General features: G+C 44.6%; 11 protein-coding genes and 1 pseudogene. 5 read left to right on the top strand and 7 right to left on the bottom strand.

All coding sequences use genetic code 11. The annotated features are described in order from the left end of the window. Positions 1 to 70: 70 nt before the first annotated feature. Together HQR03_RS06615 and leuA are read right to left on the bottom strand one after the other, a co-directional pair. Positions 71 to 691, bottom strand: coding sequence for a hypothetical protein (locus tag HQR03_RS06615; protein ID WP_025652784.1), 621 nt, complete (start codon positions 689 to 691; stop codon positions 71 to 73). A gap of 284 nt (positions 692 to 975) precedes the next feature. Further along, the gene (leuA, locus tag HQR03_RS06610) at positions 976 to 2772 is read right to left on the bottom strand and encodes a 2-isopropylmalate synthase (RefSeq protein ID WP_173239611.1); all 1797 of its coding nucleotides are present in this window, start codon (positions 2770 to 2772) and stop codon (positions 976 to 978) included. Positions 2773 to 2990: 218 nt separating this feature from the next. Between leuA and HQR03_RS06605 the strand changes: the two genes are divergently transcribed. Further along, entirely contained in the window at positions 2991 to 3479 is a 489-nt protein-coding gene (locus tag HQR03_RS06605) for an Lrp/AsnC family transcriptional regulator (protein ID WP_101211969.1), read from the top strand. Here the strand turns inward: HQR03_RS06605 and HQR03_RS06600 are convergent. From HQR03_RS06600 to HQR03_RS06580, 5 genes are all read right to left on the bottom strand, one after another. Further along, positions 3476 to 4726, bottom strand: coding sequence for a YbfB/YjiJ family MFS transporter (locus tag HQR03_RS06600; RefSeq protein WP_173239610.1), 1251 nt, complete (start codon positions 4724 to 4726; stop codon positions 3476 to 3478). The two genes, HQR03_RS06605 and HQR03_RS06600, sit on opposite strands and share 4 nt — an antisense overlap. A gap of 102 nt (positions 4727 to 4828) precedes the next feature. Next, positions 4829 to 6181 carry an ABC1 kinase family protein gene (locus HQR03_RS06595; RefSeq protein ID WP_173239609.1) on the bottom strand — a complete coding sequence of 451 codons (1353 nt, stop codon included), beginning with the start codon at positions 6179 to 6181 and terminating at the stop codon, positions 4829 to 4831. Positions 6182 to 6252: 71 nt separating this feature from the next. After that, positions 6253 to 7047, bottom strand: a complete 795-nt coding sequence (locus HQR03_RS06590; RefSeq protein WP_173239608.1) for a HesA/MoeB/ThiF family protein — start codon at positions 7045 to 7047, stop codon at positions 6253 to 6255. A gap of 47 nt (positions 7048 to 7094) precedes the next feature. Next, the gene (gene prmC, locus HQR03_RS06585; protein ID WP_173239607.1) at positions 7095 to 7973 is read right to left on the bottom strand and encodes a peptide chain release factor N(5)-glutamine methyltransferase; all 879 of its coding nucleotides are present in this window, start codon (positions 7971 to 7973) and stop codon (positions 7095 to 7097) included. A gap of 66 nt (positions 7974 to 8039) precedes the next feature. Further along, positions 8040 to 9698 carry an AmpG family muropeptide MFS transporter gene (locus HQR03_RS06580; RefSeq protein WP_101211974.1) on the bottom strand — a complete coding sequence of 553 codons (1659 nt, stop codon included), beginning with the start codon at positions 9696 to 9698 and terminating at the stop codon, positions 8040 to 8042. 821 nt (positions 9699 to 10519) lie between these two features. Here HQR03_RS06580 and katG point away from each other — a divergent pair. From katG to HQR03_RS06560, 4 genes and pseudogenes are all read left to right on the top strand, one after another. Then, positions 10520 to 12712: pseudogene (gene katG / locus HQR03_RS06575) on the top strand (catalase/peroxidase HPI). Positions 12713 to 13012: 300 nt separating this feature from the next. Continuing rightward, on the top strand, positions 13013 to 13945 hold the full coding sequence (locus HQR03_RS06570) for a LysR substrate-binding domain-containing protein (protein WP_173239606.1): 933 nt from the start codon (positions 13013 to 13015) through the stop codon (positions 13943 to 13945). A gap of 496 nt (positions 13946 to 14441) precedes the next feature. Beyond that, on the top strand, positions 14442 to 15461 hold the full coding sequence (locus tag HQR03_RS06565; protein ID WP_173239605.1) for an LLM class flavin-dependent oxidoreductase: 1020 nt from the start codon (positions 14442 to 14444) through the stop codon (positions 15459 to 15461). 30 nt (positions 15462 to 15491) lie between these two features. Beyond that, positions 15492 to 15644 carry a hypothetical protein gene (locus HQR03_RS06560; protein WP_173239604.1) on the top strand — a complete coding sequence of 51 codons (153 nt, stop codon included), beginning with the start codon at positions 15492 to 15494 and terminating at the stop codon, positions 15642 to 15644. Positions 15645 to 15773: the final 129 nt, after the last annotated feature.

Genomic DNA, 15773 nt, shown 5'->3' with positions numbered 1-15773 from the left:
TCTTTAATGGGCTCATGTAAAATAAAAACCTTCTTTAGAGCTCAGTATATCAATATGACTTAATCAAAAATTATGGCAATACTCTATTGAAATTCATAAAGCATTCTTTGCCATCAGGGTCGGCGCACCACTGCATTTGGTTGCCATCATGGTTCAAAAACGCTATCAGCGCCTCATCTGTCTGGTCAACCTTATTACCTGAGCAGTCTACTTCATTATTGTCATACACCGTTCTAATGGCAATGACAGGCAAGCCCTCTTCGCGATGAGTGACCAAATAGCGACCGTACGTCCATTCTTTACCGCTGACCGCCCACATCTCATTGTCAGCACCAAAGTTATATAACTCGCGACATTGATTGGCGCGCGCAGCAGCATCTATCAAGTTGCTAGCGCTGTTCGGCTGAATATTTAGGACACGCTCTTCGCTTTGGGTAAGGATGCCACCATCTGTACCAGCGGTTATTTTTGGCTCGTCGCTTTTGCCATTTTGGGTATTAGCCAAAGCCGCTTGCCGAGCTTCTGCCTCTTTTGTCATGGTAATACTACTGTCTAAATCTATTTCCCATTGTCCAGCAATGGCAGGACTAATATGCGTCGTAATCGTCGGCTTACTAACTACTTCGCCATTCGCTGGCAAGGAGGCCAGAATAGAGGCCAATGTAAATGAAGCAAATGATATCGGTTCCATAATTAACCTTTTTATTTATAATAATAGAGTAATACGAACATTAGCGTAAGTCTTAGACACCAAAAACACAAGTAACATTATGCTATTGGCTTTTACCATTCGTCCAAGATCTTATCTAATGACACCTTACTTATCTTATCATAAGTTAAGTGATTGCTATCTCCGTGAGTTTCAACCACTCAAACAATAACGCCATGGCTCTCATTGACGAATCGCAAAGAATCATGACGTTATGAGTGTGCAGTATTAACGCTACGAGCGCACTATGTACTACTGTTAAGATATTAAGCGGTCGTAGTGCTGATTGCTTGTGCAAAGGCAGATAACGCGCCTTTTAGCATGGCTGATACCGTACTGCTACAGGTACCAATACCAGAATACACGTCCCCATCGACATTCAATTGAATATAAGCGGCAGCATTGGCATCGGTCTTATTGTCGCTATTGGTATCATCATCGATACCGTTACCATCACCATTAATATTGTTGTGCTGCGGATTGATGGCGTGCTCAGCATAATTGATGATGTGTAGCGACTTGCCAGTGTGCTGCGCTAGGCCATTGATAAATGAGGATAATGGGCCATTACCCGTACCATCAATAGTAATGATATCGTCATTCATCTGTACTTGACCGTTAAAATAAACCTGTCCGCCTTTATTGTTCACGCTGTAATCGAGTAGCTCAAAGCTACCTTGACGTAAATAGGTGTCTTCAAAGGTTTGTAAAATTTCATCATTTTGTAGTTCGCGCGCCACTGCTTCAGCCTGCTGCTGCACCACGCGGCTAAAGTCGATTTGCATCCAACGTGGTAAGTTAAAGCCATAGTTGCGTTGCAAGATATAAGCGACACCGCCTTTACCAGACTGGCTATTGATACGTACCACGTCTTGATAGCTGCGGCCAATGTGCGCCGGATCGATGGGTAGATAAGCCACATCCCAGACGTTATCGGTTTGGTCTTTGTGCTGCTCGTTATAATCGAGAGATTTTTTGATGGCATCTTGATGCGAGCCACTAAAGGCGGTAAAGACCAGTTCACCAACATAAGGATGACGTGGATGAAGCGGCAAGTTATTGCATTCGCTAACCACTTGGACGATTTCGCTCATATTGCTAAAATCAAGCTCAGGATCGATACCTTGGCTAAACAAGTTCATCGCCATTACCATGATATCCATGTTACCGGTACGCTCACCATTACCAAGCAACGTCCCTTCGATGCGATCTGCACCTGCAAGTACCCCTAGCTCGGCAGCCGCAACGGCACAGCCACGGTCATTGTGCGTATGCAGACTGACAATCACATGCTCGCGCATCGCAAGATGACGACAGAAATACTCAACCTGATCGGCAAAGACATTGGGCATAGACGCTTCAACGGTCGCGGGCAAGTTAAAAATTACTTCTTGACCGTTCTGCGGCTGCCAAACGTCACAAACGGCATCGCAGACTTCTACCGCAAATTCAGTCTCGGTCTGGCTAAAGCTTTCTGGCGAATATTGAAACACCCACTCTGTCTCAGGGTACTTTGCCGCGTATTCCTGCACTAGCTTGGCACCTGTGATAGCAATCTCTTTAATCTCAGCTTTGTTCTTGCCATAGACTTTTTCACGTTGGACGCGGCTGGTTGAATTATAGACATGAACCACCGCCCGTTTTGCGCCTTTTAACGACTCAAACGTACGCGCAATTAAGTGCTCACGTGCTTGTACCAAAACCTGTAACGTCACATCGTCAGGCACATGATTTTCTTCGATTAGTTTACGGGCAAAGTCAAATTCAACTTGCGCCGCGGATGGGAAACCAATCTCGATTTCTTTAAAACCCACATCAACCAAGGTCTCAAAAAAGCGCATTTTTTGTTCAATGGTCATTGGATCGATCAGAGCCTGATTACCATCACGCAGATCCACACTTGCCCATATTGGTGACTTTTCAATCGTTTTGCTTGGCCATGTGCGATCTGGCAGTGACGGCGCAAACGCAAATGGACGATACTTTTTATAATCAAAAGCGGTGCTTTTTGGTGTCATCTTAGCACTCGGCGTGGCTGCAGTGCGTGTGGCTTGGTCAGACATAATCAATCCTTAGATAATATGGAGATTTATATTTTAGCGGGTAAGGCTACTGATTAGATCCGTATTTTTCATACGAGATAACTAAAACTTATAGCCTAATAATAGCAAAGTTTATGAAATAGAAATCAGCTTTATTACATTATAATTGGAGTCAATTTAGTGAAATAATACGTTTTTATAGATATAATTAGATTATTTCACTAATGAGTAATTATGCCATGCCTAACAGTCGCCCTGAAAGCGCTATGTTGACTGATATTGATGAGACCGATAGGCGCTTATTATGCTTATTGCAGACTGAAGCGCGGATGAGCATTACCGAGCTTGCAGAACGGGTCAATTTATCCGCAACCCCTTGTGCACGCCGTATCAAGCGCTTAGAAGACACTGGCGTCATCACCGGCTATCATACCCAAATCGACGCGCAAAAGCTGGGTTACCCGCTCGCGGTATTCATCGCGGTCAGTATGGATCGTCATACGGCTGAACGCTTCAAAGAATTCGAATGCAAAGTTCAGAGTTTTGATGAAGTCATCAGTTGTAGCATCGTCACTGGACGTACAGAAGACTATTTGATCAAAGTGCGGGTACGCGATATGGCGCATTACGAAGAGTTTTTATTACACAGGCTCAATCGTATCGAAGGCGTCGCTCAAGTGCATACCAGTTTTGAGTTACGAGAAGTATTTAGTCGCAGCGTTATTTAACGGATCATTCGCGATTGGCGGCGAAAAAAGTAAATTAAAATCAGCCCAATGACCAAGCCTATAGCCGCTACTAGCAAGCCCGCGTTAAAGTTATCGTCCTGCCCCGCCAGCGCCACTGTGACTAATGGGCCAATAAACTGCCCTAGCGCATAGGCCAATGTCGCCAGACCCATCAATAAGTTTGAGTAGGCAGGGTTGATGTTTTTCATCAACGTGAGTGTCATCGATACCATACCGACGAAGGTTAAGCCTAGAATAATAGCATTGCCATATAGACCGACACTGCCTTCAACCCATATGGGCAGACACATTCCTAGCACTTGCAACAACGTTAAGCCCATCAAGGTTTTGGTTTCACCAATGCGCTTGGCAAGCGCACCCCAGAGGGGGTTTGACAACATCGCAAAAATACCAACGACTAGCCAAATCAGTAGTCCAGCATAGGTTTGTGTCGTTAAGCGCTGCGCTGCCATGACAGGCAAAAATGTCGCAGACGTAATATAACCAAAGCCTGCTAGCAAATAGCTGGCGGACAATAACACAATCGACTTGGTATGACCGGCCACAGCTTCATACAACGACCGTTTAAAATTAACATAAGTCTGCAATATTGATGAGCGTTGATAATCACGCGGTAATTCGGTTGGGTGCGAAGGGCTTGGTCTTATAGCAAATAATAGCCATAACAACGGTAAACTGCTGATACCAGCGCTTAGCCAAATGACATCGAAATGATAGCCTAGCGTCAAAAGCCATAAAGTAAGGATAGCGGAGGCACTAATCCCCACCCCAATACCAGCATAATGTAAGGCTGAGAGTACAGAGCGGCGCGCGTGACTAAAGCGTTGGATGACCAATGATGAACTCAAAATCATCGCAACCCCGCTTGCGATACCAGAGAGCAGACGAATGACATACCATGTATTTAGCGACATCTCTGGCACCATGAGCAGCATCGTCGTGACAATGCTGACCATCGTCCAGAGTATCAACATCAGCCATGTCAAGCGCTGAGGCACAAACATGGCGATGAGCGCACCGATGAAATAGCCAATATAATTGATTGACGCCAGCCAGCCAGCAATGCTCGTCGAGAGTGACAGTTGCACCATGATATCGGGCAAGGTCGCAGTGAACAAAAAGCGTCCATAACCCATCACCACTGCCAAGCAGTAAAGACCGATGCACGCGATGGCGGTTTCATTGGTAATAGTTGATAGCGCACGGCTTTTGAAAGCAGTCATCATGACAGAGCCAGCTTGTGGCGGTTAGCACACAATCCATTGTATTAAACAGTGTGAATGATTCAAAAGCAGTGTCTGATCAATAATCAATAACACGATTGAAACTTAAGACACTTGCAGTGTGGTTGAGGTGTTCGACTGACCCTCTGTCTGTCCTAGCATTTGTACCCGCTGATCACTAAACATATCCATATCAGGCGCCAGCGTGCGCATAAAACGGTCAAAATAGAGCATCTGCTTGGTTAATAAGGCAAAATCACGCGGGAAATGAATACCGTGACGCTTACCGACATCTACAATCTCTAGCATCATTTGATTCAATTCATCGGCCTGCTCTTTACTATTGAAAGGCACACCGCTGGTAAAGGCTTTGTCTTCTGCCATGATGGTCTTCATCATACGCTGCAAGTCATTACCCAGTGCCACTACATCGACCTGATTGCCGCCATGGGTCATCTCCATATCAATCATATGGCGTGCCATCGCTTGGTAGTCGTTGTCCTGCATCGCTTGCATCATACCCATACAGGCGCGCCAACTCTCCGCTTTTAATTTCCCAACGATACCAAAATCCAAAAAGCCAATACGACCATCGGTTAGCAGCATCAAATTACCCGCATGCAAATCAGCGTGAAAGCTATTGCATAACATTAGACTGGCAAACCAAGTATTCAAGGTATCTGCCATTACTTGTGCCGGATCAGCACAATATTGACGCATTACCGACTCATCGACCATGGAGACGCCGTATAAGCGGCTCATGGTTAGCACGCGCTTGGTCGTCAGCGCCTCATAGACCGCTGGCGCCACCACGCGGGTATTTCCTGATACTGCTAAGAACTGCTGAAAATCACGGATGTTTTGCGCCTCAGCGATAAAGTCCGTCTCAGCCAGCATACGCAAACGAATTTCATCAATAATGGGTGCAATACTGGCAAACTTCATCGATGGCATGAGTAGCTCAACTAACTTAGTGGCGCCATGCAATACACCCAAATCTGTCTGCATGATGGTCTCAACGCCCGGCTTTTGCACCTTTAATACTACCTCATCGCCATTATGCAAACGAGCGGCATGAACTTGAGCGATGGAGGCTGAGGCTAATGGTTCTGGGTCGATATGAGCAAACTTATCATCCAGCGTCATGCCATCAACAGCTAGCTCTTCATTCAATACGTTTTCGATATAGGCGTAGGATAAAGGCGTGGTTTGATCCAAACAGCTCTGAAATGCTTTGACATAGTCACGTGGAAACAATGACGGCGTACTAGCGATAAATTGGCCGATTTTAATATAGGTCGTGCCCAACTGCTCAAAGGTTTCTTTTAGCAGCATGGCATCTGGCTTCTCACCTTTGGCTACTCTGAGCGCAGACAGACCAGCGACACTCGCTGTCTGGCGAACACGATTGACGACATTAAAAGTATGTTTTAATAAATGCGGACGATGAATTTTCATAAGAAACAACTATGGTAATAAAAGGAATATTTGGGGATAGAGAGTTGCAACAGCTCAATATCGAGCCATTGCTAATGACTGATACAAATGGGGCATTGTGGATCTTGACGATAGCCCATCAGCCTTTGCTGCATTTGACTACCATCCCATATTAGCAGCTTGTTTGTCAGTGGATTTTTGGTTAATCCTAGATACTGCAAGGCAGCATTGGCTTGCAAATTTCCCATGATGGCAGTGGTACTGGCAAGTACGCCCGAGTTGGCACAAGTACGCTCATCCGCTACGGCATCAACGGCTACTGAACCAAACACACAATGATAGCAGCCAGTATGAAGATGTGGCTCATATAACGCCAACTGCCCTTGCATCGCAATCGCTGAGGCAGATAATAATGGAATCTGGTAGCGCACGCTAATACGATTAATAATATCACGGGTGGCAAAATTATCGGTACAGTCTAGGAGCAAATCAGGCTTAGCGACTGCTATATCGAGCAACTCATAAGCATTGTCTTCACTCAATCGAGCCACTGTACCACGCGCACGAATTAAAGGATTAATGCGTGTTAACATTTGCGCCGCTGTTAGCGCCTTGGGTTTGCCAATGTCGTCAGGTAAAAACAGCGTCTGACGTTGCAGATTACTGGCTTCAATCTCATCATCATCAATCAGATGAACGTATCCAAGTCCTGCACGGACTAAGGTCTCAGAGGCCGGGCAACCTAGCCCGCCTGCGCCAATCATAACGACGCGCGATGCTTTTAAGCGTAATTGAGCATCGATATCCCAGCCATCAAGTAGTATCTGCCGCGCATAACGCAGCAGCTCTTCATCCAACAACTGCCCTGCATTTAATGAATGCGACATAGCCATTTAAAACCTATTATTAAAAAACTGTTAAAAAAATCCAACTATTAAATTTGCCCTAGCGTTACACGATCGTTACCACCAAGGTCTTGCACAGTATGGACAGCATTAAAGCCATTGTCCAAAAATAACTGACGTACTGCCGCTCCTTGATCAAAGCCATGCTCAATCGCCAGTAGCCCACCTTTGAGTAAATATTGTGGTGCTTGCTGAACGATATATTCTATATCGGCAAGACCATGATTGGGGGCACTTAACGCACTAATCGGCTCGGCAATCAACCTTGCTAAATGCTCGTCTTCTTCATCGATATAAGGCGGATTAGAGACAATCACATCGAATAATTGCTCGTCTTGAGTGGGCAGCTCGTCATACCAGCTGCTTTGTAAAAACTCAATATTGCTGACATCATTAATAGCTGCATTGTGCTTAGCAATTTTCAATGCTTCTTGCGATAAATCAACCGCGACCGTTTGCCAATTATCAGACTTTAACTCATGCGCCAAACTAATGGCGATACAGCCTGAGCCAGTACCTAAGTCTAGTAGCCGCTTTGGTTTATTATTACCGACGCTTTTTGGCTGAGACTGTATCCAATTTAAAACTTGCTCAACCAAAACCTCAGTATCAGGTCGAGGAATTAAAGTATGCTCATTAACGGTAAAATTAAGCGACCAAAATTCCTGACGACCCGTCAGATAAGCCAACGGTGTGCCCTGCTTCATTTTAGCTACGCCCGCATTGAATTGCTCAAGCTCACTGTCAGACAATTGATAATCTTCATCAGTGATTAAAAATATGGCAGGCTTGTTAATGACATGCAACAACCAATCCGTTAGCCAAAATGACGGCAACGGATTATTTGCATCGCCATTCGTCAGTTGCTGAATATTATGCTTTATTTGACGAATGGTCGACGCTGTCATAGAACACTCTTAAAATTACTAGTTAATGAATAATACCGTTAAACTGATGATAATTTACTACCTTAGTTACTCTGAGGCACGCGGTGGTTCCTTGGTATCTGTCAAACTAGGGTTTACCTTGCTTAATGAGGACTTACCACCACTATTGCTATCGCCACCATCGCCATCGCCATAAATATCATCGTTATCACCAATAACAATATGCTTATCGACAAAGTAAATCAGTGCCAAAATCGGAATACCAATCGCAAAGGTAAACATAAAAAAGAAGGGGTAACTGGTACTATCAACGATAGCGCCAGAGTATCCGCCTATTACTTTTGGGAGTAGCACCATGAGCGATGAAAATATCGAATACTGTACTGCTGTAAAACGAATAGAAGTAAGCGCTGACAAAAAAGCAATAAATACCGCACTAGCAAGACCAGCAGCGAGGTTATCTAAAATCACTGCTAGATACATATAAGGCAAGCTACCGGGATGATAAGTCAGCAGTATAAAAAGTAAATTGGTCACGCAAGCAAGGATGGCGCCAACCATCATCGCCCGCATGATACGCATTTTTTGTGCCAATATACCGCCCAAAAAACCACCAGCAATAGCCATGACCACACCAACGAGCTTGACTGCATTGGCGATGTCCACTTTGGTAAATTGCATGTCTTGATAGAATACGTTTGAGATAACCCCTGCGACGATATCAGAGATGCGATAAAGTCCAATCAATGCTAACAATAATAAGGCTTTCATGCCATAGCGACGAAAGAAATCCACTATAGGCTCAATCCAAGTGGTATAAGCAAACTCCTGCTTTACTAGCTTGGCTTTGACCAAGCAGTAGCCGATGAATAAGGCTGCTGCTAGACTCATAAGCATGCGTATGACTTGTACTAAAAATTTTGAAAATACATCTTCAGTCTCAGGTAATATTAACCCTGCGTTGGCAAAAACAAACACAAACCCTACTATGGATATAGCAAAGACAAGTACCAAACGCATATAATCAGACGTTTTACGTTCGACGACTACTTTCTGGCTTATGGGCTCATGTATTATCAAGGTCGTAATAATACCAACACCCATGACACCTGCCATAATCCAGTAAGTATTACGCCACGCCTCATAACTGTACAGTGCCTCGGTCGAACCAAAATAATCTGCTAAATATAACGCCCCTGCTCCTGCGACTATCATGCCGATACGATAGCCTGTCACGTACATGGCAGACAGTACCGCTTGCAGATTTGGCGGAGCCAGCTCAATCCGATAAGCATCAATGACGATATCTTGTGTCGCTGATGAGAACCCTAACAACACCGCACCTACTGCCATCAATACTAAGCTACCCTCAACAGCAGGGTTGACGTTTGCCATCATGCAAATCGCTATGATAATCAAAATCTGTGACACTAAAATCCAGCTTCGACGGCGACCCAACCATTTGGTCAAAAAAGGCACAGGCAAAGCATCAATCAATGGCGCCCAAATAAACTTAAAAGCATAGCCTAATGCTGCCCAACTAAACATAGTAACGACAGTACGGTCAATACCTGCTTCACGCAGCCACAATGACAGACTAGAGAAAATAAGTAAGATAGGTATGCCAGCGACAAAGCCCAAAAACAGCATGATAATCGCTCGACGATCAAGATAAGCTTTTAAGGTTTCACTTAGTGATTTTTTGGCGACTGGAGGATTAGGGGGAATAGATTGGACAGCAGACATAATAGCTCACCGAAACTTGAGACAAAAAACACAACTACGCACAATTTTTATCAATCATTTATAGCAAAAACCCGCTATCAGCTGTCGCTAACAAGGATTGATAAAAATTGCTCAGCGTTGCACAAAACGAGCATTACCACAAAATTCAATTATGGTACTTGAGAACGCTTACCTTGACTAGATATTTTTGCATTAACTTATCATAGACAGCACTTCGTCAAAAATGCTATTTCACAGTCGCCACATGGAATGTGATAGTCTGCAATGAAGGGTAAATTTATCCTGATTTTTTCTTATGCTTCTTATGATGTTAAAAATAAGTAAATAAGTAAGTCGTTAACTATTAACCTATTTGTATATAAAAAGAATGAAATCAACGCGAGTGGCGTTATTGATAAGGGGGAATGGCGTTTACAGCATATTGAGTAGGACAAAAAATTAAAACCGCTTATGATTGGTTATTTAAAACTTATGATTCTTATATATCAGTTTTATAAATACATGGTACTTAGTTATGCTTCACGTATAGGCATACATATATCAGCAAGCTTCACTACTAATAAACGTCACTTCTAAAAATTACCATAGCTAGCTATTTTTCCTTTCTCTCACTACCGCCCAGGATTTATTCAATGTCCAACTCGACCCCCAGCTCAGCTGACAAAAATGCGACCCCAGACGCTGCACGTTGCCCTATCGATCATGAAAGCAATAACAATAATGGTGCCGCCACTAACACAACTTATGACCAAGGTGATGATAAAGGTCCGACGATTCATAGTGAAAACGTAGACCATACGCATGCGCCGCAGCGCCCTAGTATGGGCGGCTGTCCTGTCATGCATCAAGCACACACTACTGCTGCTTCTACAGCAATTGATTGGTGGCCGAACAGCTTGAACTTGGATATTTTGCATCAGCAGGATAATAAGACCAATCCGATGGATCCTGACTTTGACTATGCGGCAGCCTTTAAGCAATTAGATTTAGAAGCCGTCAAGCAAGACCTAAAAGATTTGATGACTGAATCGTAGGACTGGTGGCCAGCAGATTGAGGGCATTATGGTGGTTTGATGATTCGTATGGCATGGCATTCGGCTGGTACGTATCGTAGTGCTGATGGCCGCGGCGGCTCCAACACTGGTAATCAACGCTTTGCGCCATTGAACAGCTGGCCTGACAACGTCAACTTAGACAAAGCGCGTCGCTTACTATGGCCTATCAAGAAAAAATACGGCAATAAACTGTCTTGGGCTGACTTAATGATTTTGGCAGGCAACATGGCCTATGAGTCAATGGGCTTTAAAACCCTAGGTTTCGCTGGTGGTCGTGCTGACATCTGGCATCCAGAAAAAGATATCTACTGGGGCTCTGAGCGTGAATGGCTCGCCGCTACAGAAAACCGTTACGATAGCGATGAAGATCGTGCGTCACTCGAAAACCCATTAGCAGCGGTGCAAATGGGCTTGATTTATGTCAACCCTGAAGGGGTCGATGGCAACCCTGACCCGCTCAAAACAGCGCAAGATATGCGTACGACCTTTGCTCGTATGTCGATGAACGATGAAGAAACCGTGGCGTTGACCGCTGGTGGTCATACCGTTGGTAAATGTCATGGTAATGGTGATGCGACGATATTAGAAGATGAGCCAGAAGCAGCTGATGTCGCCGAACAAGGCTTAGGCTGGCGCAATCCTAAAGGTAGTGGCAATGCAGGCGATACGGTATCGAGCGGTATCGAAGGTGCATGGACGACCAATCCTACCCAATGGGATTACAATTATTTTGAGTTACTCTTAGGTCATAACTGGGAGCTAACCAAAAGCCCAGCAGGCGCTTGGCAATGGGAGCCTACCGATATTCGTGAAGAAGATCGCCCATTAGATGCGCATGACTCAAGCGTACGCCGCAACCCAATCATGACCGATGCCGATATGGCGCTAAAAAAAGACCCTATCTATCGTGAAATTTCAGAGAAATTCCATCAAGATCCAGAGTACTTCGATGAGGTCTTTGCCAAAGCGTGGTTCAAACTAACGCATCGTGATTTAGGTCCAAAAGCTCGCTACTTAGGCGCAGACGTGCCAAGCGAGGACTTCATATGGCAGGATATCGTTCCTAAAGGCAATACTGACTTAACCGCTGATGATATTGCAGCTTTAAAATCGCAAATATTAGACAGTGACTTGAGCCGCCGAGAGTTGATTATCACTGCTTGGGATAGCGCCCGAACCTTCCGTGCCTCAGACTATCGCGGCGGTGCCAATGGTGCGCGTATTCGCCTTGCCCCGCAAAAAGACTGGGCAGGCAATGAGCCTGAGCAATTGCAACGTGTGCTCGAGACGTTAACCAGCATCCAGTCTGGCTTTGATAAAGACGTTAGCTTGGCAGACCTTATTGTGTTGAGTGGTAACGCCGCTCTTGAACAGGCAGCTAATGATGCCGGCGTAGACATTACAGTACCGTTTAACCCAGGTCGCGGTGATGCTGACGCATCAATGACCGATGCGGAATCTTTTGCAGATTTGGAGCCCTTACACGACGGCTATCGTAATTGGGTTCAAGGCGACTACGCGGTATCACCTGAAGAGATGCTGCTGGATCGCACTCAGTTGATGGGCTTAACTGCTCCTGAGATGGTGGTATTGATTGGTGGTATGCGCGTTCTCGATACCAACCATGGTCAGAGTCAACATGGCGTCTTTACTGAGCGTGCTGGCGTGCTTACCAATGACTTCTTCGTTAATCTGACGGATATGAATAACACTTGGCATCCTATCAAAACCAGCGACGACGTTCGTAACACCTCTAACCTTTATGAAGTACGCGAACGTGGCACTGGAAAAACGAAATGGCAAGCGAGCCGTGTGGACTTAGTGTTTGGCTCCAACTCTATACTACGCGCTTATGCTGAGCTATACGCGCAGGATGACAATTTAGAGAAGTTCGTTCATGACTTCGTCGGCGCTTGGAGTAAAGTAATGAACGCCGATCGTTTTGATATCGCTGACTAACCTTCTGTGCTCAGTTTGACATGTTCACTAAGGTTTGCCTTAATAATTAAATCCAAACTTTACAAACAGCTATCTTTTAGAAGGTAGCTGTTTTTTTTGAATAATGCACTTTTATTGAAATTTCAAAACTCGCTAGCAATTAGATTACAATTTCTATATTCCCAATTATTATTAATTGATAGCTATTTATTATATACAAGAATAATAGATTTGATTTACACTGGTCGCTTACGGCATATTCGTAGGTTTTTACTTTTATATACAGACAGGGTTTGTATATTTATACAATAGGATTCAGTTATGGCAATCGACGTAGTGGTCAATCAGCGGCACTTGCAAATTCAGCTCAAGCAGTTGGAGACGGTGTGGCATACGGTGATTAATGGCTATAACTTAAGCCAAGCGGCGACAGTACTGCACACCAGTCAATCAAGCTTATCCAAGCATATCGCAGCGCTTGAAAACCAACTAAAAACTGAAGTATTCGTGCGTCAAGGCAAGCGTTTGACCGGTCTGACGACCATGGGCACAGCGCTCATGCCGCATATCGAGTCTATCTTTGTTGAAATCCGTACGATTGAGAATCTAAGCCTCGACTTTAACAACCCCAATGTCGGTACCTTAACCATTGCCACTACTCATACGCAGGCACGTTATGTATTGCCGCAAGTGGTCAAAGAATTTAAAGAACGTTTTCCTAAAGTGAATTTAATCTTGCAACAGGCTGATCCTGAGACCATCGCCCAGATGGTGATACGCGGGCAAGCTGACATCGGTATTGCAACCGAGTCGTTGCTCCATAATAACTATCTGCGCTGTTATCGCTATTATGACTGGACGCATCGCGTTATTGTGCCAAGCGATCATGAGCTTGCCAGTCACGAGTCTATTGATTTGCCGACCCTCGCCAGCTATCCAATTGTTACCTATCATGGTGGTTTTACCGGACGCGGTGCGATTGATAAAACCTTTACGGATGCAGGTCTTGAGCCAGATATTGTTTTAGCAGCGCTCGATGCTGATGTAATTAGCACTTATGTTGGTCTTGGTTTAGGCATTGGTATTATAGCCGAGATGGCTTTTGAGCCAAGCCATTATCAGAACTTAACGGCGATTCCGGTGGATCATTTCGGGCGCTTTACCAGTTGGATGGCGGTACGGGATGATGCAGAAATCCGCCAATACGGGCGCGCTTTTATGGAATTATGCCAAAAGCAATTTAATCCAGAATAGGCTATCTGCTTAATCATTGTTTTTACCCTCGCTGTAAACATTTTAATAAATATCAGACAGTACAGACTGACGGCATCGTGATCAATAGATAGCGATGCCGTTAATTTTTATGCCTAAAAAGACGTGCCTTCAATAAGAACCAACACGACTAAATGGACTAAAAGCGGCTAAATAGTCTAATCTGTACACGCTATTAGATTATTAAGATTTGTTATCGTTCTAACTTTTGACCTTGATATTGCCCGCAACTGCCCCATCATATTAACTATTAAACGGGTAGCACATCGCAACCTTACACCACTAGCAACGATGAACTGGCCTTGTTGTACGTTCAATATTGTTTCGACATGAAAAGCCACTATTTATTTAGAGTTTGTTGCACATTCACAACTTGTTGCACATTCACAAATAAGCACTGCTGCCGTTTATCCTTACCACCCTCAAATACAAATATAATAATGTCGTTAAAAAGCGGCGTTAGAAACACAGGTGATCTATGAGTAACACAATTCCTTTATCCTTTTTAGACTTAGCCCCCGTTCCTGAGGGTAACACTATCGCTGAAGGTATCGCCCAGACGGTTGAGACCGCACAGCTTGCAGAAAAAGTCGGCTTAAACCGTTATTGGATGGCAGAACATCACAATATGCCCGGTATTGCGAGTGCAGCAACCTCGGTGCTGCTAGCGCATATTGGTAGTCAAACCAAGCGAATACGTATTGGCGCAGGCGGCGTGATGCTTCCTAACCATGCACCGCTCGTGATCGCTGAGCAATTCGGCACATTACAAGCGTTATATGGCGACCGTATTGACTTAGGCTTAGGCCGCGCTCCTGGTACAGATGGGGCGACTTTTCAGGCGCTACGTCGGCAGATGAGCGACGCTGAACGCTTCCCGCAAGACGTGCAAGAATTAATGTACTTCTTAGGAAATTCAACTGACAACAGTCCTGTGCAAGCATTCCCTGGCGCCAAATCAAACATTCCTATCTGGATACTCGGATCTTCACTTTTTGGAGCGACCTTGGCCGCACATTTAGGACTGCCTTACGTGTTCGCCTCGCATTTTGCGCCGCAAATGCTCAGTCAAGCTATCACAACTTACCGCGAGCAGTTCAAGCCGTCAGCCTATTTAGACAAGCCTTATGTGATGGTGGCAGCGAACTTACTACTGGCTGATGACGATGCAACTGCCCATTATCACTTTACCTCAGCACAGCAGAGCTTTGTGCGTTTACGCCGAGGTGAAACAGGGCAAATGCCAAAACCAACCCACGATATGGATAGTATTTGGAGTCAAGCAGAGAAGATGATGGTAGACAACGCGCTATCGATCTCGTTCATCGGCTCTGTTGAAACGGTCAAGCCCAAATTGGCTAATTTTTTGGCCCAATATGAGCCAGATGAGTTGATTGTAACGGCCAACGTTCATAATCAAGCAGCGCGTTTGCGTTCACTTGAACTTACACCTGAGCTAAACTTGTTTACTTTACAATCGGCAGCGGCACTTGCATAATTATTGATAACTTTTAATGAGATTATGGTCATGGAACCCTCTGCTTTTATTGGTTCATCAATATTTTTGTACATCGCAGCATTTATCGCCGTGATGGTACTGGGTGGTTATCTGACGTATCATACTACTGCAAAACGGAAACGGCAGCGAAAAGATAAGCGCGATAGAGATAATTTAAATTAATGCACTCTGATTTAATGTCTTAGATTAACACACCAAGTGCAACGCTAATTAATATTATAGAACGCCTGCATAGGCGTTTTAAACCCTAAGCGTTTTCTTGGTCTGTTATTTAGTTTGTTCTCAATGTCC

Source organism: Psychrobacter okhotskensis (genome assembly GCF_013248965.1).
Classification (GTDB): domain Bacteria; phylum Pseudomonadota; class Gammaproteobacteria; order Pseudomonadales; family Moraxellaceae; genus Psychrobacter; species Psychrobacter okhotskensis.
Note: the sequence above shows the minus strand (reverse complement) of the source record. Positions and strands in the feature narration are given on the sequence as shown.